Source organism: Methylobacterium pseudosasicola, from assembly GCF_900114535.1.
In the GTDB taxonomy this organism is placed as follows: Bacteria; Pseudomonadota; Alphaproteobacteria; order Rhizobiales; family Beijerinckiaceae; genus Methylobacterium; species Methylobacterium pseudosasicola.
This window is the reverse complement of the sequence record NZ_FOTK01000003.1, coordinates 74,175-93,730: the sequence shown is the minus strand read 5'-3', so window position 1 is coordinate 93,730 and position 19,556 is coordinate 74,175. Positions and strand designations below refer to the sequence as shown.

20 protein-coding genes are annotated in these 19,556 nt (G+C 69.3%); 19 read left to right on the top strand and 1 reads right to left on the bottom strand.

What is annotated here, in order from left to right; genetic code table 11:
- Nucleotides 1-129: 129 nt before the first annotated feature.
- From BM228_RS04255 to BM228_RS04170, 19 genes are all read left to right on the top strand, one after another.
- On the top strand, nt 130-450 hold the full coding sequence (locus BM228_RS04255; RefSeq protein ID WP_244537009.1) for a hypothetical protein: 321 nt from the start codon (nt 130-132) through the stop codon (nt 448-450).
- Nucleotides 447-647: a hypothetical protein gene (locus BM228_RS04250; protein WP_092037514.1), complete on the top strand. Its 201-nt coding sequence runs from the start codon at nt 447-449 to the stop codon at nt 645-647. Before BM228_RS04255 ends, BM228_RS04250 begins: the two co-directional genes overlap by 4 nt.
- Nucleotides 648-860: 213 nt before the next feature.
- Nucleotides 861-1,232, top strand: a complete 372-nt coding sequence (locus BM228_RS04245) for a PepSY domain-containing protein (protein WP_092037512.1) — start codon at nt 861-863, stop codon at nt 1,230-1,232.
- A 35-nt stretch (nt 1,233-1,267) separates the two neighbouring features.
- Complete coding sequence (locus BM228_RS04240; RefSeq protein ID WP_007565778.1) at nt 1,268-1,945, top strand: response regulator transcription factor; 678 nt, start codon at nt 1,268-1,270, stop codon at nt 1,943-1,945.
- 5 nt (nt 1,946-1,950) lie between these two features.
- Entirely contained in the window at nt 1,951-3,105 is a 1,155-nt protein-coding gene (locus BM228_RS04235; protein WP_425284899.1) for a 2-methylaconitate cis-trans isomerase PrpF family protein, read from the top strand.
- A 14-nt stretch (nt 3,106-3,119) separates the two neighbouring features.
- Nucleotides 3,120-4,538 (top strand): ATP-binding protein, encoded by a 1,419-nt coding sequence (locus BM228_RS04230; protein ID WP_092037510.1) that lies wholly within the window; start codon nt 3,120-3,122, stop codon nt 4,536-4,538.
- 105 nt (nt 4,539-4,643) lie between these two features.
- Entirely contained in the window at nt 4,644-5,162 is a 519-nt protein-coding gene (locus BM228_RS04225) for a hypothetical protein (protein WP_092037508.1), read from the top strand.
- Nucleotides 5,163-5,200: 38 nt separating this feature from the next.
- Nucleotides 5,201-5,374: a hypothetical protein gene (locus BM228_RS34480; protein WP_167367648.1), complete on the top strand. Its 174-nt coding sequence runs from the start codon at nt 5,201-5,203 to the stop codon at nt 5,372-5,374.
- A 190-nt stretch (nt 5,375-5,564) separates the two neighbouring features.
- The gene (gene ccmI, locus BM228_RS04220; RefSeq protein WP_092037506.1) at nt 5,565-7,034 is read left to right on the top strand and encodes a c-type cytochrome biogenesis protein CcmI; all 1,470 of its coding nucleotides are present in this window, start codon (nt 5,565-5,567) and stop codon (nt 7,032-7,034) included.
- A gap of 146 nt (nt 7,035-7,180) precedes the next feature.
- Nucleotides 7,181-7,687: a cytochrome c maturation protein CcmE gene (ccmE, locus tag BM228_RS04215; RefSeq protein ID WP_092037504.1), complete on the top strand. Its 507-nt coding sequence runs from the start codon at nt 7,181-7,183 to the stop codon at nt 7,685-7,687.
- A 9-nt stretch (nt 7,688-7,696) separates the two neighbouring features.
- Nucleotides 7,697-9,703 carry a heme lyase CcmF/NrfE family subunit gene (locus tag BM228_RS04210; protein WP_092037501.1) on the top strand — a complete coding sequence of 669 codons (2,007 nt, stop codon included), beginning with the start codon at nt 7,697-7,699 and terminating at the stop codon, nt 9,701-9,703.
- 152 nt (nt 9,704-9,855) lie between these two features.
- Complete coding sequence (locus tag BM228_RS35250) at nt 9,856-10,356, top strand: cytochrome c-type biogenesis protein (RefSeq protein ID WP_280142313.1); 501 nt, start codon at nt 9,856-9,858, stop codon at nt 10,354-10,356.
- Between the two features lie 96 nt (nt 10,357-10,452).
- Complete coding sequence (locus BM228_RS04200) at nt 10,453-11,109, top strand: glutathione S-transferase family protein (RefSeq protein ID WP_092037836.1); 657 nt, start codon at nt 10,453-10,455, stop codon at nt 11,107-11,109.
- A 257-nt stretch (nt 11,110-11,366) separates the two neighbouring features.
- Entirely contained in the window at nt 11,367-11,852 is a 486-nt protein-coding gene (locus BM228_RS04195; RefSeq protein ID WP_092037497.1) for a formate dehydrogenase subunit gamma, read from the top strand.
- Nucleotides 11,849-13,408 carry a formate dehydrogenase beta subunit gene (locus BM228_RS04190; RefSeq protein WP_092037495.1) on the top strand — a complete coding sequence of 520 codons (1,560 nt, stop codon included), beginning with the start codon at nt 11,849-11,851 and terminating at the stop codon, nt 13,406-13,408. Before BM228_RS04195 ends, BM228_RS04190 begins: the two co-directional genes overlap by 4 nt.
- 10 nt (nt 13,409-13,418) lie before the next feature.
- Nucleotides 13,419-16,280 carry a formate dehydrogenase subunit alpha gene (fdhF, locus tag BM228_RS04185; RefSeq protein ID WP_092037834.1) on the top strand — a complete coding sequence of 954 codons (2,862 nt, stop codon included), beginning with the start codon at nt 13,419-13,421 and terminating at the stop codon, nt 16,278-16,280.
- A gap of 4 nt (nt 16,281-16,284) precedes the next feature.
- Complete coding sequence (locus BM228_RS04180; RefSeq protein WP_092037493.1) at nt 16,285-16,578, top strand: formate dehydrogenase subunit delta; 294 nt, start codon at nt 16,285-16,287, stop codon at nt 16,576-16,578.
- 135 nt (nt 16,579-16,713) lie between these two features.
- Complete coding sequence (locus tag BM228_RS04175; RefSeq protein ID WP_092037491.1) at nt 16,714-18,375, top strand: OFA family MFS transporter; 1,662 nt, start codon at nt 16,714-16,716, stop codon at nt 18,373-18,375.
- Between the two features lie 82 nt (nt 18,376-18,457).
- Nucleotides 18,458-19,381: a LysR family transcriptional regulator gene (locus tag BM228_RS04170; protein WP_092037489.1), complete on the top strand. Its 924-nt coding sequence runs from the start codon at nt 18,458-18,460 to the stop codon at nt 19,379-19,381.
- Between the two features lie 7 nt (nt 19,382-19,388).
- Here the strand turns inward: BM228_RS04170 and BM228_RS35780 are convergent, their stop codons facing one another.
- Complete coding sequence (locus BM228_RS35780) at nt 19,389-19,517, bottom strand: hypothetical protein (protein WP_280142311.1); 129 nt, start codon at nt 19,515-19,517, stop codon at nt 19,389-19,391.
- Nucleotides 19,518-19,556 lie beyond the last annotated feature (39 nt).

Genomic DNA, 19,556 nt, shown 5'->3' with positions numbered 1-19,556 from the left:
AACGCGTGGTGTTTCAGGCGCTTGCTGTCGGGGCGGATGATTAGATCCGCCCGCCCTCAACGCAGGGGCGCGACGCGGCCCGCGCACGACCGTGTGCGGGTCCGACCAGGCTCCGAGGGGCAGAAAACCATGACCGCCGCCCGTCACCCCGCGCGCCATCCGCCGGACCCCGACGACCGGGCGCGCACCATCCGGTTTCCGCCGTTCTGGCACGCCTATGTCGCGCGCCAGACCGAGCCGCGGCTCGCCGTCCTCGACGCGCTCGTGGATGCCCATGTCGAGCGGCGGGTGCTGCGCCGCTATCTCCGGCGCCTCAAGCACGCGACCCTATTCGCCTTCGTCACCGCGGCGACCGCCGCGCACTGGTTCTCGGAGCAGATCGCGTGGCTCACCGAGCGCATGCCCGCCCTGCGGGCGTTCTGGGCCCTGATCACGGGAGGGTCGCGATGAGCCGACACTGGGACCGGATCCTTGATCGGATCTGGCTGGCCCTGTCCGGGGCGGCCGCGATCGCGATCATGCTCCAGCTGGGCGCACAAGTCGGCGCGCGGCCCTGGTCGATCGACGCCGTCCTGGCCGCCCACGCGGCCGCGCCGGCGAGCCTGGTCCGGCCGTCCCTGCCAGCCGGTTGCCGGGACGCTCGCTAGGCGCGCGGGATAGGCCCTGCAATCGCCTGTGTGGCGCGTCGCGAAGGGTGGGGTGGAACCCGAAAAGCCCGTCGGCCGTAGTGCCGGACGATGCCGTCCGCGATCAGACCCTTCACGCTCACCCGTTGCCGACAGCCGGTCGAACGCGCGTCGTCGGACCTCCAGCTCCGTATTCAGGGCGCATTCAGTGCCCTCGGCGCTACGTGTCTGGCAATGCGCTACGCCATCGCCCTCGTTGCCATCAGCCTGACCGCCGCGGCGCTTGCCGCCAGCGGCCTCGGCTCCATGGCCGATGACGGACCCGCTCCGCAGGCGGCTCCGGTGGCGGATCCGACGCCCCTGCGGATCGAGACCTGCCTGTCGCCGGCCGACATGCGCGAGGAGGTCGGTGAGCGCCGGGTGATCGCCCCGGTGGCGGCGATCCGGGCGGCCCGCACGGTGATCCCCAGGGCCGAGATCCAGCGCGCGAGCCTGTGCCGTCACGAGGACGGCCTCGTCTACATGCTGACCGCCTTGCGCCGGGATGGGCATTTCGTGCACGTGATCGTGGATGCCCGCACCGGCAAGGTGGCGGGCCAATATTGACCGGGCTTCACACCCGCAGCGGAATGGAGTGAGCCGTGCGACTGCTCGTCGTGGAGGATGACCGGGACATCAACCGGCAGGTGGTCGCTGCGCTGGAGGAGGCCGGCTATGTCGCCGACAAGGCCTATGACGGCGAGGAGGGCGGCTATCTCGGTGAGAGCGAGCCCTACGACGCGATCATCCTCGATATGGGCCTGCCCAAGGCCGACGGCGTCTCGGTGCTGCAGAAGTGGCGCCGGGCCGGGGTGAAGACGCCGGTGATCATCCTCACCGCTCGGGACCGCTGGTCAGACAAGGTCGATGGCTTCGATGCCGGCGCCGACGATTACGTGACCAAGCCGTTCCACATGGAGGAGCTGATGGCCCGGGTCCGGGCGCTCCTGCGCCGGGCCGCCGGTCACGCCTCCAGCCAGATTGCCTGCGGGCCGGTCACCCTCGATACCCGCTCCGGCAAGGTGTTCGTGGACGGCGCCCAGGTGAAGCTCACCAGCCACGAATACCGGCTGCTCTCCTACCTGATGCACCATACCGGCCGGGTGGTCTCCCGGGCCGAGCTGACCGAGCACCTCTACGACCAGGATTTCGACCGGGATTCCAACACCATCGAGGTGTTCGTCGGCCGCCTGCGCAAGAAGCTCGCCGTGGACCTGATCCAGACCGTGCGCGGGCTGGGTTACTTGGTGGATCCGAACCAGCCGCCGGCCCGGGTGTGACGGGTTTGCCCAGCCCCGGCACACTCCGGGCCGTGTTCATGCGCGGCGGCACCAGCAAGGCGCTGATGCTGCGGCGGCAGGACGTGCCCGGGGATATCGCCGCCTGGGAATCCGCCTTCCTCTCCGCCATGGACAGCCCCGACCCGTTCGGGCGCCAGCTCAACGGCATGGGCGGGGGCGTGTCCTCGGTGTCAAAAATCTGCATCGTCGAGCCCTCGACCCGGCCGGATGCCGATATCGACTACACCTTCGTGCAGGTGGTGGTCCGCGAGGGCCGGATCGACCTGTCCGGCAATTGCGGCAACATGCTTTCGGCGGTGGGGCCCTTCGCGGTGGACGAGGGCCTGGTGGAGGTCGCCGACGGCCCGGTGTGCCTGCGGATCTTCAACACCAATACGCGCAAGCAGATCGTCGCCGGCTTCGAGGTCCGCGGCGGTCGCGCCGTCTATGGCGGCGACCTGGCGATCCCCGGCGTCACCGGCACGGGCGCGCCGATCCGCCTCGACTTCGTCGATCCGGGCGGCGCCACCACTGGAAAGCTGCTGCCCACCGGCGCCGTCCGGCAGATCCTCGACGTGCCGGGCCTCGGCCCGATCGAGGCCTCGCTGGTGGACGCGGCCAATGCCTGCGTGTTCATCCGCGCCGCCGATCTCGGCCTCACCGGCACCGAACTGCCCGCCGCCCTGGAGGCGATGCCCGGCCTCCTCGACTGGCTGGCGCGGATCCGCGTGGCCGCCTCCGTGGCGATGGGCATCGGCCCCGATCCCGACGCCGCCGCGCGGATCGTGCACGTGCCCTTCGTCGGCCTGGTCGCGCCGCCCCAAGATTCGTCCAGCCTGTCCGGGGCGGCGATCCGCGCCGGAGACGTCGACCTGACCGCCCGAATGATCTCGAACGGCGTTCCACACCAGGCGCTCCCGCTCACCGCCACCCTGTGCCTCGCCGTTGCCGCGCGGATCGAGGGCAGCCTGGTCCATGAGGCCGCCCGCGCCACCGGCGACGCGGCGCTTCGGGTCGGCATGCCCTCGGGCATCCTCACCGCCGACGCCGCCGTGGCGCGGGACGGCGCCGGATGGCGGGCGGAGCGCGGCTCGTTCTTCCGCACCGCGCGGCCGCTGATGCGGGGCGCGGTGTATTATGATGCGGTGACGCCGGGGTGAGTGCGGTTGTCCCGATGAAAACCCTGATCGGTCTCTTCTCCCTCCGCCGCCGCTCGATCGCGGTGCGGCTTGCCGTGTCGGCGTTCCTGTCGAGCTCGGCGATCCTGCTGATCGCGGCCTGGATCCTCACGACGCTGTACCGGGAGAACACCGAGCGCGCCTTCGATAGCCGGCTCCTGGTCTTCACCAACAACCTCGCCACCGATCTCGTTTCGCCCAACGATCCCGAGAGCCGCAGCTTCGCGCTCGGCGATCCGCGCTTCGACCTGCCCCTGTCCGGCTGGTACTGGCAGGTCGGCAAGCCCGATGCGAAGCCCCGGGACCTGCGCACCTCCCGCTCGCTGGTCGGCGTGCCGCTGGGGCCGGCCACCGATTCCGACGGCAAGGTCGGGGTCGGGCAGATCCGCCAGGGCTACGGCAAGGCCCAGGACGGGCGGCTGCTGCGCATCATGGAACGCGACGTCGATCTCGGCGAGGAGGGCCGCTACACCGTGCGGGTCGCCGGCCCCGCGGACGAGATCGTCAACGATGTCGACCGGTTCCGGAATTCGCTGACCATCACGTTCGGGCTGCTCGGCCTGTCGCTGGCGATCACCACCCTGCTGCAGATCCGGTTTGGTCTCGCGCCCCTGAAGAAGATGCGCGCCGCGCTCGGCGCCGTGCGCCGCGGCGAGGCCGACCGTATCACCGGCACCTATCCCCGCGACATCGCCCCGCTCACCGGCGAGGTGAATCTCCTGATCGAGACCAACCGGGAGATCCTGGAGCGCGCCCGCACCCAGGTCGGGAACCTCGCCCACGCGCTCAAGACGCCGCTCTCGATCATCGTCAACGAGGTCGGCGCCTCGGACGCCCCCGAGGAACTGTCCCAGAAGATCCGCGAGCAGGCGGCGGTGATGCGCGACCAGGTGAACTACCACCTCGACCGCGCCCGCGCCGCGGCACTCGCCGGTACGCTCGGCACCTCCACGGAGGTCGAGCCGGCCCTGGCCGGCCTCGTGCGCACCTTCGGCAAGATCTATCGGGACAAGGACATCGCCTACGATGTCCACGTTCCCCCGGGCCTGCGCTTCCGGGGCGAGCGCCAGGATTTCGAGGAGATGGTCGGCAACCTCGTCGACAACGCCTCGAAATGGGCCCACGGCCGGGTCGCGATCCGGGCCGAGGCGGTGGCCAAGCACGATTATCCCCACCTCGTCGTCGCCATCGAGGATGACGGCCCGGGCCTGCCCCCGGAGGCCCGTCAGGCAGTGCTCGGCCGCGGCCGGCGCCTGGACGAATCGAAGCCGGGCTCCGGCCTCGGCCTTTCCATCGTGGCGGATCTCGCCGCGCTCTACCGGGGCCGCTTCACCCTGGAACAGGCGACGCTCGGCGGCCTGCGGGCGGTTTTGGAAGTGCCCGGCGACGCGCCCGTTGGGGCGGCCAGCCATTGATGGGATTCAAGTCGAGCGGCAAAGACTGCCGTGTTGACGCCGGCGATCTTCGGGTCTGACAGTGCCGCAAAGCTTGCCGCGTAGGCTGCTCAGTGGAATCAGATCTTGGCGTTCGTCTCCCTCATCTCGGAGATGCCGGACTCATTCAGCATCGAAGCCGACGGCGACGGGGCGCACGTGGTTCTGGTGCCGGTCGCCTATTGTGATGTCACCGACAGGCTGGTTCAGGTCGAATCGCGGCTGACATACACGCAGGCAACTTTGCCGCGCCTGAACATCGCTTCCTTCCACGAATTCTCCTTTACGATCCTGGTCGTCAGCCTGTCGGACGACGCGCCGACCTATGAAACACAGGATCGAACCTACGCACGGCTCTACCTGCCTGATGGATGCCGGCCCCTGATCATGCCGATCGTTTCGGCATGTCTGAAAGCACTCGTCGCTCATGTCCGGCCGACGGTGATCTACCGCGTCACAAAGTCTCGCAATCCGCCCGAGAAGGCGCTGCGGAAAGATGTCTTGCTGACACGAACGCTGGAAGATGAAGGCTATGCGGTCATAGAGACCGGAACAGATCTGTGGGGGCGAAGGTTTTGGGTCCTGAGCAGAGCGTTGACAGTCTGAGATCCGTGTGGAGGATATCGGTCGTTCAGGAGGATGCCATGACCACCACCCTGCGGCATCCGCGCAGCGACGATCATTACGTCAGTGACCGCGTTTTCGATGGCATCCGGACACGTGATGCCGACACGTCGGCCCGGGATCGCGAGCGGGCCGTGAAGCAATTGGACCGTCTTCGTGCCGGGCGCCGGGCGGATGGCGATAAGCGTGCCTGATTACGGCGATGTCTCACGCCGCGACATATGAAGACCCCGCCCGAGCGGGGTTTTTTATTGCTTTTGCGGGACCGGGCCCGCAAGCGAAGTCTCGCGCCGACCGGGGTAAACGGCGAAGCGATCAATCCTTCCTGCGGCCTATCGTGTTAGGCCTTCCCCGACTGGGCCACGGCAGAGTTTCCGAGTTTCGATGACGGCGATCTGGTTCATCCTGGCGGGCATGACCGCGGCCTGCGTGCTCGGCCTGCTCTGGCCGATGTCGCGGCGCTCCGCCGTTCCGGTCGGCGAGGCGGGCGGCTCCGCCGTCGATACCGAGACCGCCTTCTACGAGGATCAGGTCGCCGAGATCGCCCGCGACCAGGAGCGCGGCCTGATCGCGCCGGACGAGGCGGAGACCGCCCGCGCCGAGGCGGCCCGCCGGCTGCTGCGGGCGAGCCGCGAGGCCCGGCGCGATGCGTCGGATGCCGTCGCGGACGAGGCCGCGCGTCCGGCCGAGCCGCGGCTCCGCCGGCGCCGGGCGGCCTCCGCCTTCGCGCTGTCCACGATCCCGCTGGTCGCGCTGATTGCCTACGGGCTCTACGGCTCGCCGGAGCTGCCCGCGCAGACCGATGCCGACCGGCAGGCCGCCCGGGGCGGCACCGAGGACCTGATGAAGGCGGTCGGCCAGATCGAGGCGCGCCTCGCCCGGGATCCGAACGACGCCCGCGGCTGGGCCGTGCTCGCCCCCGTCTACATGCGCACCGGCCGGTTCGACGACGCGGCCCGCGCCTTCGCCAACATCGCCCGGCTGAAGGGCGAGACCGCCGACACCCTGGCCGATTGGGGCGAGGCCCTGACGGCGGCCGGTGAAGGCACCGTCTCGCCGGAGGCCAAGGCGCTGTTCGAGAAGGCGCAGGCCAAGGAACAGAACGCGCCGAAACCCCGCTTCTATCTCGCCCGGGCGGCCGAGCAGGCCGGCGATACCGGCGAGGCGATCCGCCAGCTCAGCGCGCTGGAGGCCGTGAGCCCCGCCGATGCGCCCTGGCTCGGGCTGGTCCGGCAGAACCTCGCACGCCTCAAGGGCGAGCCGGCGCCGGCCGCCGCGCCTCCGGCGTCCCCAAAGATCCCGGCCGAGCAGCAGGCTGCGATCCGCGGCATGGTCGATGGGCTCGATGCCCGGCTCAAGGCCGGCGGCGGCACGCCCGATGAGTGGCTGCGGCTCACCCGGTCCCGGGCCGTGCTCGGCGAGCGCGATCAGGCGGTCGCCGCGCTCGCCCGCGCCCGGGTGGCTTTGGCCGGCGACCCGCAGGGGCTCGCCCAGGTCGAGGCGGGCGCCCGCATCCTCGGCCTCGAGCCCGGAGAGGCGCAGCCGCGGGGTCCCGCCGCACCCCGTGCCGACACCGAGTCGGCCGCCGGCGCCATTCAGGCGATGGCCCCGGCAGAGCGCGACGCCGCGATTCGCGGCATGGTCGACGGCCTCGACCGGCGGCTGGCGGCGCGGGGCGGCACGCCGGACGAGTGGCTGCGCCTGGTGCGCTCCTACAGCGCGCTGGGTGACCGCGATCAGGCGATCAAGGCCCTCGACCGCGCTCGGATGGCACTTGCCGCCAACGCCGAGGCGGTGAACCGGCTCGACGGGCTCGCTCGGGAGCTCGATCTAGCACCCAAGTCCAATCCCTGACGGCTGCGCCGGCTGTTCGTACGACAATCGGTCCTGGCCGACGCCCTTGACCGGCGCGGCTACCGAGCCGACACCCTGCAAGGCTAGAATGAGAACGGTTTAGGTCTGAACGGGCACAAGCCCGACGGACCCGGGGTGGAAGAGACGTGACGCGCAAGAGCCGCCGCCTGATCCTGATCGCCGCTTGCGGCAGCGTCCTGGCGCTCGCCGTGGGGCTGATCCTGTTCGCCATGAGCGGCTCGATCGTGTTCTTCCGCTCGCCCACCGACATCGCCCAGCAGGGCATCGCCCCCGGCACCCGGATGCGCCTCGGTGGCCTGGTGAAGGACGGCTCGCTCAAGCGCGGGCCCGACCAGACGGTGGATTTCGCCGTCACTGACACGAACGCCACCGTCGAGGTCCAGTACAAGGGCCTGCTGCCCGACCTGTTCCGCGAGGGCCAGGGCGTCGTGGCCGAGGGCATGCTGGAGCCGGGCGGCCGGTTCCGGGCCGACACCGTGCTGGCCAAGCACGACGAATCGTACATGCCCCGCGAGGTCGCCGACGCCCTGAAGGCGCAGGGGCGCTGGCAGGAGGGGGGCAGCAAGGGCGCCGGGCCGAAGCCCGCGACCGCCTCCAATGGCGGCACCCTCGGCCCCCGCAGCGAGCGGTAAGGAAACCGGATGATCGTCGAGACCGGCCATTTCGCGCTCGCGCTCGCGCTGGCGATCTCCCTTGTCCAGATGGTGATGCCGGTCTGGGCGGCGCGCTCGGGCGACCCGGCCCTGCGGCAGGTCGCCTCGCAGGCGGCGCTCGGCGCCTTCGCCTGCGTGCTGTTCGCCTTCGCGGCCCTCACCTGGGCGCACGTGACCTCGGACTTCTCGGTCCAGAACGTGGTCGAGAACTCGCACACCCAGAAGCCGCTGATCTACAAGTTCTCCGGCGTCTGGGGGAACCACGAGGGCTCGATGCTCCTGTGGGTCCTGATCCTGACCCTGTTCGGCGCCTGCGTGGCGGCGGCCAAAAACTCCGTGCCGCCGCGGCTGCGCGCCAACACGCTGGGCGTGCAGGGCCTAATCACCTTCGTGTTCGTGCTGTTCATCATCACGACCTCGAACCCGTTCAGCCGCGTGGTCCCGGCCCCAATGGAGGGCAACGACCTCAACCCGCTGCTGCAGGATGTCGGCCTCGCGATCCACCCGCCGCTCCTCTACATCGGCTATGTCGGCTTCTCGATCAGCTTCGCCTTCGCGGTCGCCGCCCTGATCGACGGGCGGATCGACGCGGTCTGGGCGCGGGCCGTGCGGCCCTGGACGCTGGCCGCCTGGTCGTTCCTGACGCTCGGCATCGCGATGGGCTCGTACTGGGCCTATTACGAGCTCGGCTGGGGCGGCTGGTGGTTCTGGGACCCGGTCGAGAACGCCTCGCTGATGCCCTGGATCGCCGGCACGGCGCTGCTGCACTCCACCGTGGTGATGGAGAAGCGCGACGCCCTGAAGGTGTGGACGGTCCTGCTCGCCATCCTGACCTTCTCCCTGTCGCTGATCGGCACCTTCCTGGTCCGCTCCGGGGTGATCACCTCGGTGCATTCCTTCGCCACCGATCCGACCCGCGGCGTCTTCATCCTGGCGATCCTGGTTCTGTTCATCGGCGGCTCGCTGACGCTGTTCGCTTGGCGGGCGCCGCTGCTGCGCCAGGGCGGCCTGTTCGCCCCGATCTCTCGGGAAGGCTCCCTCGTCCTCAACAACCTGTTCCTGGTGGCCGCCTGCGCCACGGTGCTGGTCGGAACGCTCTACCCGCTCCTCTTGGAGATGCTGACCGGCGAGAAGATCACGGTGGGGCCGCCCTTCTTCAACGCGACCTTCATCCCCCTGGCGATCCCGCTTCTGCTCATCGTCCCGTTCGGCCAGGCGCTCGCCTGGAAGCGCGGGGACGTGCTCGCCGCCTCGCAGCGCCTGTTCGCGGCGCTCGCCGTCGCCCTGGTGGTCGGCTTCACGGTGATGGCTCTGACCTGGGGCGGCCCGGTCCTGGCACCGGTCGGGATCGGGCTCGGCGCCTACCTGCTGATCGGCTCCGCGCTGGAGATCGTCTCCCGGGCCCGGGGCTACGGGTCCAGCCGGACCCGCGACCTCGGCCAGATCGGGCGCCGGGCCATCGGCCTGCCGCGCTCGGCCTGGGGCACCGCGCTCGCCCATGCCGGCGTCGGCGTGGTGGTGATCGGCATCGCCGCGCAAGGGTGGGCCACCGAGGGGCTGGCGACGCTCAAGCCCGGCCAGACGCTCTCCACCGGCCCCTACACGGCGACCCTTGATCGGGTCGCGCCCCGGGCCGGCCCGAACTACGAGGAGGCCGCGGCCTTCCTGACGATCCGCACCCGCTCCGGCGACGAAATCGGCCGGGTCGAGACCGGCAAGCGCTTCTATCCGAGCCGCAAGATGTCGGTGACCGAATCGGGCCTGCTGACCATCGGGGCCAGCCAGGTCTATGCCAGCCTCGGCGAGATCGGCCAGGACGGCGGCGTCGGCCTGCGCCTCTACTACAAGCCGCTGGTGCTGATGATCTGGCTCGGCGCCGTGGTCATGGCGCTGGGCGGCGGGCTGTCGCTCACCGACCGCCGGATGCGCGTCGGCGTCCCGGCCAAGGCGCGGGGGCGGGCCATGCCGTCCGCAGCCGCGGTACCGGCCGAGTGATGGTGAATATGAAGGCCCGTGCAGCTCTCCCTCCCCCCTCTGCGGGGGAGGGTACCCTGCGAAGCAGGGGGGGAGAGGGGCAGCGCGACGGTTCAGGTTATGACACCCGTCGCGACCCGTCTGGATACGGCGCTCCCCTCTCCCGACCCCTGCTGACCCAGGGGCCACCCTCCCCCGCAGAGGGGGGAGGGCGGGCGCGTGGCTGCCTTGCCTTCGCGCTCCTCGCCGCCCTCGCGTTCGCTGCCCCGGCCCATGCTGTCCAGCCCGACGAGGTGTTGAAGGACCCGGCTCTGGAGCATCGCGCCCGGGAGATCTCGTCGGAGCTGCGCTGCCTCGTCTGCCAGAACCAGTCGATCGACGATTCCGACGCCCCGCTCGCCAAGGACCTGCGCGTGATCGTCCGCGAGCGCCTGCAAAAGGGCGACAGCGACCCGGCGGTGCTGCGCTACGTCGTCGACCGCTACGGCGAGTTCGTCCTGCTGCGGCCGGTCTTCGCCCTGCACACCCTGCTGCTGTGGCTGACCCCGATCCTGGCGGTCCTGCTCGGCGGGTTCGGGATCTGGCGCCTCGCCCGCCGCCGGCCGGCCGCGCCCGTCCGGACCCTATCGGCGGCCGAGGAGGCGGAGGTCGCGGCGCTGCTCCGACGGGAGTAGGATCGGGTATATCGCGATTCGCCTGCTCGATTCGGCACGAGTCTTGGATCCGGCACAGCAGATCGCATGATCGGCGACGCGCCCGGGGTGAAGACGATGACCGCCGCCACGCTCACCATCTCCAGCCGCAACTACTCGTCCTGGTCCCTGCGGGGCTGGCTGATCTGCCGGATGGCCGGGATCGACTTCGACACCGAAGTCCTGTCGGGCACGGACGCCACTAGCCGCGCCGAGCTGCTGCACCTGTCGCCGTCCTTCCTGGTGCCGCGCCTGCGCCACGGCGACGTGGTGGTCTGGGACACCCTCGCCATCGCGGAGTATCTCGGCGAGACCTTTCCGGAGGCCGGCCTGCTGCCCCGCGACGTCGCCGAACGCGCCCATTGCCGCTCGATTTCCGGCGAGATGCATTCGGGCTTCGTCAACCTGCGCTCGGCCCTGCCGATGAACCTGCGCGCCTTCCATCCGGGCTTCCGGGTGTTCAACGGCGCCAAGGCCGATATCGAGCGCATCGTCACGATCTTCGACGATTGCCTGGACCGCTACGACGGCCCGTTCCTGTTCGGCGCGCGCCCGACGCTCGCCGACGCGCTCTACGCCCCGGTCTGCACCCGGTTCCGCACCTACGACGTGGCGCTGCCGCCCCGGGCCGCCGCCTACCGGGACACGATCCTGCACTGGCCGCTGATGATCGAATGGGCCGAGGTCGCCGCCGACGAGCCGGACGAGATCGAAGAGCTGGACATGGAATTCTGAGGCGCCGTCTGCCCGCCCGGATGCAATTTCGTGCATGGCACAAATCGATGTTGCGATGCACGCAAGATTTCCCGACGGCCCACTTGCATCGGAAACGAAAGCTTTAAGAAAGACTTATCGTGGCTTTCCGCCGCGACCATGGTGCGGGTGACAGGTCAACAGAGATCCTTTGTCGGCCGACCGGACTGCGCCATTGATGGGGTTCGGCATTTCTGTTCCACTTCGCATTAGAAGAAGAACAGACTGGGCTGGAAACCATGGCGGGTCACGAGCCCTGGAGTGCGGAACGCGCGACCGGGATCATTGCTGAGCACACCCATCTCGAAGGCGCGACGCTGCCGATCCTGCACGCGTTGCAGGAGACCTTCGGGTACGTCGATGGCGGCGCCGTGCCGCTCATCGCCGACGCGCTGAACCTGTCGCGCGCCGAGGTGCATGGCTGCATCACCTTCTACCATGACTTCCGGGCTCATCCGGCCGGCCGCCACGAGGTGAAGCTGTGCCGGGCCGAGGCCTGCCAGGCCATGGGCTCGGACAAGCTCCACCGCGAGATTTTGAGCCGCCTCGGCTGCGGCTGGCACGAGACCACCGCCGACGGCAGCGCCACGGTGGAGCCGGTCTACTGCCTCGGCCTCTGCGCCAACGGCCCCGCGGCCCTCATCGACGGCGAGCCGGTGGCCCACCTGACCGCCGACGCCCTCGACGAGGCGCTGGCCGAAACCAAGCGGGAGACCCGCCAGTGAGCGTCACCCTCTACGTCCCCCGGGACGCCGTGGCCCTCGGCCTCGGCGCCAACAAGGTCGCCCGAGCCCTGTTCGCCGGCGCCGAGCGCCGCGGCCTCGACGTGACCATCGTGCGCACCGGCTCGCGCGGCCTGTTCTGGTTGGAGCCGATGGTGGAGGTCGCCACCCCGGAGGGCCGGATCGCCTACGGGCCGGTCAAGGTCTCGGATGTCGACGCCCTGCTCGATGCCGGCCTCGCCACCGGCGGCGAGCATGCCCTGCGCCTCGGCGACCCGGAAAAGATCCCGTTCCTCGCCCGGCAGCAGCGCCTGACCTTCCATCGCTGCGGCGTGATCGATCCGGTCTCGGTGGCCGATTACCGCGCCCATGGCGGCTATCGCGGGCTCGAGGCGGCGCTGAAGCTCGGCGCCGAGGGCATCGTCGCGGCGGTGCGCGATTCCGGCCTGCGCGGCCGCGGCGGTGCCGGCTTCCCGGCCGGCATCAAGTGGAACACGGTGATGCTCGCCAAGAGCGAGCAGAAATACGTCGTCTGCAACGCGGACGAGGGTGATTCCGGCACCTTCGCCGACCGGATGATGATGGAGGGTGACCCCTTCAACCTCATCGAGGGCATGACCATCGCGGCCGTCGCCACCGGCGCGACCCGCGGCTACATCTACCTGCGCTCCGAATACCCGCAGGCCTTCGCGACCTTGAAGGAAGCGATCGCCAACGGCATCGAGGCCGGCGTCCTCGGGAACGACATCCTTGGCTCCGGCAGGACCTTCCATTTGGAGGTCCGGCTCGGGGCCGGCGCCTATATCTGCGGCGAGGAGACCTCGCTGCTGGAGAGCCTGGAAGGCAAGCGCGGCATCGTGCGGGCGAAGCCCCCGATCCCGGCGCTCAAGGGCTTTCTGGGCAAGCCGACCCTGGTCAACAACGTCATGACCTTCACGGCCGTGCCGTGGATCCTCGAGAACGGCGCCGGTGCCTATGCCGATTACGGCATGGGCCGCTCGCTCGGCACCCTGCCGATCCAACTCGCGGGCAACATCAAGCATGGCGGCCTGATCGAGCTCGCCTTCGGGGTGACCCTGCGCGAGGTGATCGAGGATTACGGCGGTGGCACGCGCTCGGGACGGCCGGTGCGGGCCGTGCAGGTCGGCGGGCCGCTCGGGGCCTATTTCCCCGACCATCTCCTCGACACGCCCCTCGATTACGAGGCGATGGCGGCCAAGAAGGGCCTCGTCGGGCATGGCGGCATCGTGGTGTTCGACGACACCGTCGACATGGCGAGCCAGGCCCGCTTCGCCTTCGAGTTCTGCGCCACCGAATCCTGCGGCAAGTGCACCCCCTGCCGCATCGGCGCGACTCGTGGCGTCGAGACCATGGACAAGGTGATCGCCGGCATCCGGCCGGAGACGAACCTGAAGCTGATCGAAGACCTCTGCGAGGTCATGACCGATGGGTCGCTCTGCGCCATGGGCGGGCTTACGCCGATGCCCGTGATGAGCGCGATCACCCATTTCCCCGAGGATTTTGTCCGCGCGGGCTCGCTGCCTGCCGCGGCCGAGTGAGGAGGCTTTCATGGCCCTCATCAAAGAGATCGACTACGGCACGCCGATCCGCGTCGCCGAGCAGACCGTCACCCTGACGATCGACGGCATGGACGTGACGGTTCCGGCCGGCACCTCCGTGATGGCGGCGGCGATGCATGCCGGCACGCAGATCCCGAAGCTCTGCGCCACCGACAGCCTGGAGCCGTTCGGCTCCTGCCGCCTCTGCCTCGTGGAGATCGAGGGGCGGCGTGGCACCCCGGCCTCCTGCACCACCCCGGCCGAGAACGGCATGGTCGTGCGCACGCAGACCGACAAGCTCGCCAAGCTCCGTAAGGGCGTGATGGAGCTCTACATCTCCGATCACCCGCTGACCTGCCTGACCTGCGCCGCCAACGGCGATTGCGAATTGCAGGACATGGCCGGCGTCGTGGGGCTGCGCGACGTCCGTTACGGCTACGAGGGCGACAACCACGTCGTGCCGACGGCCGAAAAGTATCTGCCGAAGGACGAGTCGAACCCGTACTTCACCTACGATCCGTCGAAGTGCATCGTCTGCAACCGCTGCGTGCGCGCCTGTGAGGAGGTGCAGGGCACCTTCGCCCTGACCATCGCGGGCCGCGGCTTCGACAGCCGCGTGGCGGCCGGCCCGACCAACTTCATGGAATCGGAGTGCGTTTCTTGCGGGGCCTGCGTGCAGGCATGTCCCACGGCCACGTTGCAGGAAAAATCGATCCACGAGTTCGGCCAGCCTGAGCACGCCGAGGTGACGACCTGCGCCTATTGCGGCGTCGGCTGCTCGTTCAAGGCCGAGATGCAGGGCACCCGCGTCGTCCGCATGGTGCCCTACAAGGGCGGCAAGGCCAACGAGGGCCACAGCTGCGTCAAGGGCCGCTTCGCCTACGGCTACGCCACCCACAAGGACCGCATCACCAAGCCGATGATCCGCGCCAAGATCACGGATCCGTGGCGCGAAGTGTCCTGGGAGGAGGCGATCAGCCACGCGGCCTCCGAGTTCAAGCGGATCCAGGCCACCTACGGCAAGGACTCGGTCGGCGGCATCACCTCGTCGCGCTGCACCAACGAGGAGGCCTACCTCGTCCAGAAGCTCGTGCGCGCCGCCTTCGGCAACAACAACGTCGATACCTGCGCCCGAGTCTGCCACTCGCCCACGGGCTACGGCCTGATGTCGACGCTCGGCACCTCGGCCGGCACCCAGGACTTCAAGTCGGTCGAGAATTCCGACGTGATCCTGGTGATCGGCGCCAACCCGACCGACGGCCACCCGGTCTTCGGCTCGCGGATGAAGAAGCGCCTGCGCCAGGGCGCCAAGCTGATCGTCGCGGATCCCCGTAAGATCGACCTCGTGAAGTCGCCCCACATCAAAGCCGACTATCACCTGCCGCTGAAGCCGGGCTCCAACGTCGCCTTCATCAATTCGATGGCGCACGTCATCGTCACCGAGGGGCTGATCGACGAGGCCTATGTCCGCGAGCGCTGCGATCTCGCCGAGTTCGAATCCTGGGCCCGGTTCATCGCCGAGGAGCGTCATTCCCCGGAGAGCCAGGAAGCCTTCACTGGCGTGAACCCGGCCGATCTGCGGGCGGCGGCCCGCCTCTACGCCACGGGCGGCGCGGCCGGCATTTATTACGGCCTCGGCGTCACCGAGCACAGCCAGGGCTCGACCATGGTGATGGGCATGGCCAACATCGCCATGGCCACCGGCAATATCGGCAAGCTCGGTGCCGGTGTGAACCCGCTGCGCGGCCAGAACAACGTCCAGGGCTCCTGCGACATGGGCTCGTTCCCGCACGAGCTCACCGGCTACCGCCACGTCTCGGACGACGCCACCCGCGAGAGCTTTGAAGCCCTGTGGGGCGCCAAGCTCGACAACGCGCCGGGCCTGCGCATCACCAACATGCTGGACGAGGCCGTGGATGGCGCGTTCAAGGGCATGTACATCCAGGGCGAGGACATCGCGCAGTCGGATCCCGACACGCACCATGTCACGTCCGGCCTGAAGGCGATGGAATGCATCGTCATCCAGGACCTGTTCCTGAACGAAACCGCCAAATACGCCCACGTCTTCCTGCCGGGGGCCTCCTTCTTGGAGAAGGACGGCACCTTCACCAACGCCGAGCGCCGCATCTCCCGCGTGCGCAAGGTCATGCCCCCGATGGGCGGCTACGGCGACTGGGAGGGCACGGTGCTGCTCTCCAACGCGCTGGGCTACAAGATGGAGTACAGCCATCCGTCCGAGATCATGGACGAGATCGCGAGCCTGACCCCGAGCTTCACCGGCGTCTCCTACGCCAAGCTCGACGAGCTGGGCTCGGTGCAGTGGCCCTGCAACGAGAAGGCGCCGCTCGGCACCCCAATGATGCACGTGGACCGCTTCGTCCGCGGCAAGGGCCGGTTCATGATCACCGAGTTCGTGGCCACCGAGGAGCGGACGGGAGCGAAGTTCCCGCTGATCCTCACCACGGGCCGGATCCTGTCCCAGTACAATGTCGGCGCGCAGACCCGGCGCACCGAGAACTCGCGCTGGCACGAGGAGGACGTGCTGGAGATCCACCCGTTCGACGCCGAGCTGCGCGGCATCGTCGACGGCGACCTGGTCTCCCTGGAGAGCCGGTCCGGCGACATCGCCCTCAAGGCCAAGGTCTCGGAGCGGATGCAGCCGGGCGTGGTCTACACCACGTTCCACCACGCCAAGACCGGCGCCAACGTCATCACCACCGACTACTCGGACTGGGCGACCAACTGCCCAGAATACAAGGTGACGGCGGTGCAGGTCCGGCGGACCAACCGGCCCTCTGACTGGCAGGCGAAGTTCTACGAGGAGGACTTTTCGCTGACGCGCATCGCCCAAACTCTCGACGCGGCGGAGTGAGCCGATGAGCGCGCAGACCCAGGAGGACAAGCTCCTCCGGATGGCGAATCAGATCGCCACGTTCTTCCGGTCCTACCCGGAGGACGAGGCGGTGGCCGGGGTGCACAAGCACATCACGGCGTTCTGGACGCCAAAGATGGTCTCGAAGCTCGAGGCCGCCCTGCCGGAGATGGGCGACCGGGCCGATAGCTTGGTGCAGCGGGCGCTCCGCGGCGCCGAGCCCCAGGCCGAGAGCCCGGTGCGCCCGGCGACCCGCGATCCGCAGAAGCTCGGCGAGGGCGCCAGCGACGCCGGCTGATCCGGGCGCCCCGCAGTCGAGCCAAGAACTGGATCGCGCTCCAGATGGTTGCGCGTTCTGGCACCCGGCAGCCGGAACCGTTAAGATTGCGTCGCGGCAAGACTCGCTCAAGAGAGTCGGCCCGGAGGAGTCGCGATGCATTCAGAACTAGCGGGCGCGGTCGCGCCCGGGAGCGATCACGGCTGGCTGTCCCGTGAGCGCATCGTCGCCAAACCAGGCTTCAACCGCTGGCTGGTCCCACCCGCGGCTCTGGCGATCCATCTCTGTATCGGCATGGCCTACGGGCTGTCGGTGTTCTGGCTGCCGCTGAGCCGGGCCCTCTCCATCGGCCAGCCCGCCCCGGCCGCCTGCCCCGACATGGGCGTGATCACGGCCCTGGTCACCACCACCTGCGACTGGCGGGTCAGCGACCTCGTCATCGTCTTCTCGATCGGGATCGTGATGCTCGGCCTCTCGGCCGCCGTGTTCGGCGGCTGGCTGGAGCGGGCCGGGCCGCGCAAGGCCGGTATCGCGGCGGCCCTGTGCTGGGGCGGCGGATTTCTGATCGGCGCTCTCGGCGTCTACCTCCACCAGCTCTGGCTGGTCTGGCTCGGCATGGGCCTGATCGGCGGCATCGGGCTGGGGCTCGGCTACATCTCCCCGGTCTCGACGCTGATCAAGTGGTTCCCCGACCGGCGCGGCATGGCCACCGGCATGGCAATCATGGGCTTCGGCGGCGGCGCGATGATCGGCTCGCCCTTGGCCGACGGCTTGATCAAGACCTTCCGCAGCGCCGAGTCCGTCGGCGTCTGGCAGACGCTTGCGGTGATGGGCGTCGGCTACATCGTATTCATGCTGGGCGGCGCCTTCGGCTACCGGGTGCCGCCGTCCGGCTGGCGCCCGGACGGGTGGACGCCGCCGGCCGCCAAGAACGCCATGATCGCCTCGGGCCACGTCCACCTGCGGGACGCGCACAAGACCTTCCAGTTCTGGATGATCTGGCTGGTGCTCTGCCTCAACGTCTCGGCCGGCATCGGCGTCCTGGCGCTCGCCTCGCCGATGCTCCAGGAGATTTTCGGCGGCGCGCTGATCGGGCTGCCCGGCACCGGTTTCTCCGCCCTCGACGCCGGGCAGAAGGCGCAGATCGCCGCGATCGCGGCCGGCTTCGTCGGCCTGCTGTCGCTGTTCAACATCCTGGGCCGGTTCTTCTGGGCCTCGATGTCGGACCGGATCGGCCGCAAGCTCACCTACGCGATCTTCTTCGCGCTGGGCGGCGTGCTCTACGCCGCCGCCCCCTGGGCCGCGGGGATTGGTTCGCAGGCGCTGTTCGTCGGGTTCTTCTGCGTGATCCTGTCGATGTATGGCGGCGGCTTCGCGACGATTCCCGCCTACCTCGCCGACGTGTTCGGCACCCAGTTCGTGGGCGCCATCCACGGCCGCCTCCTCACCGCCTGGTCGACCGCCGGCATCGTCGGGCCGTTCGTGGTCACCAAGATCCGCGAGATCCAGGCCGCCGCCGGGGTGCAGGGCGCGGATCTGTATGGGCGGACCATGTACGTGCTGGCGGCGTTCCTCGGCGTCGGGTTCGTCTGCAACCTGCTGATCCGGCCGCTGGCCTCGCGCTGGTTCATGTCCGAGTCCGAGCGCGCCGCCCTCGATGCTCAAGCCGGCACCGCGTCGGCGCGCGCGTCGGGCTCGTTCGGCATCGGCCGGGGTGGGTTCAGTGCCGGGGCTGCGCTGGCCTGGGCGGTGGTCGGCATCCCGATCCTCTGGGGGATCGGCATCACCTTGTCGAAAGCGTTCATCCTGTTCCGCTGATCGGCCTGTTGTGGCGGGACCTGCCGGTGATTACGTTCTGGCATGCCAAAGCCTGCCGGCATGAGTCGTTCGGAATGCCCGCGTGATCGACAAGCTGGATTTCCTGCTCGCGCTCGCTCGCGAGCAGCATTTCGGCCACGCCGCCGAGACCTGCGGGGTGACGCAGCAGACCCTGTCGGCCGGGGTGAAGCAGCTGGAGAACCGCTTCGGCGTGCAACTCGTGCTGCGCGGCTCGCGCTTCCAGGGCTTCACGCCCGAGGGTGAGCGGGTCCTCGAATGGGCGCGCCGCATCGTGGCCGATGCGCGGGCGATGCACGAGGAGGTCACCGGCTTGCGCCGGGGCCTGACCGGGCACCTGCGCATCGCCGCGATCCCCACGGCCCTGCCGATGATCGTGAGCCTGACCACCCCGTATGGCGAGCGCCACCCGGATGTCCGGCTCACCGTCGAATCCGCCGCCTCGGCCGACATCTTCTCGCTGATCGAGAATTTGGAGGCCGATGCCGGGCTGACCTATCTCGACAACGAGCCCCTGGGCCGGGTCGTGTCCGTACCGCTCTACCGGGAGCGCTATCGGCTGGTTACGGCCGATGGCGGCCCGTTCGACGGCCGCAGCAGCGTCACCTGGGCGGAGACCGGGCAATTGCCGCTCTGCCTGCTGACGCCGAACATGCAGAATCGGCGGATCATCGACCAGCAGATCCGCGAATCGGGCGCGGAGCCGGCCGCGACCCTCGAATCGAACTCGATGATCGTGCTGATGACCCATGTGCGCACCCTGCGCTGGGCCTCGATCATGCCGGAGATCCTGGTCGACGCCCTCGGGCCGATGGCGGGGGTGCGGGCGCTCCCGATCACCGCCCCGGACCTGGAGCACACGATCGGCCTCGTCGCCCCGCGCCGGGAGCCTTCGACCCCGATGGTCACCGCCCTCGTCGCCATCGCCCGGACCCTGGCGCGGACGCTCGATCCCGAACTGTCCGGGGCGGTGCCGCCGGGCGCGTAAGGTCCGCTTAGGCTGGTGCGGAGAGGCTCCGCACCAGGAACCGCGCGGCCCGATAGGGCAGCAGCGGCAGCTTGAGGACGATGCGGATCGCCAGGACCGCCAGGACGATCACCATCGTCAGCAGCATTTTGGACATCGTGCGCGCGCTCCAATGACCGGTCAGGCCAATGCGGGG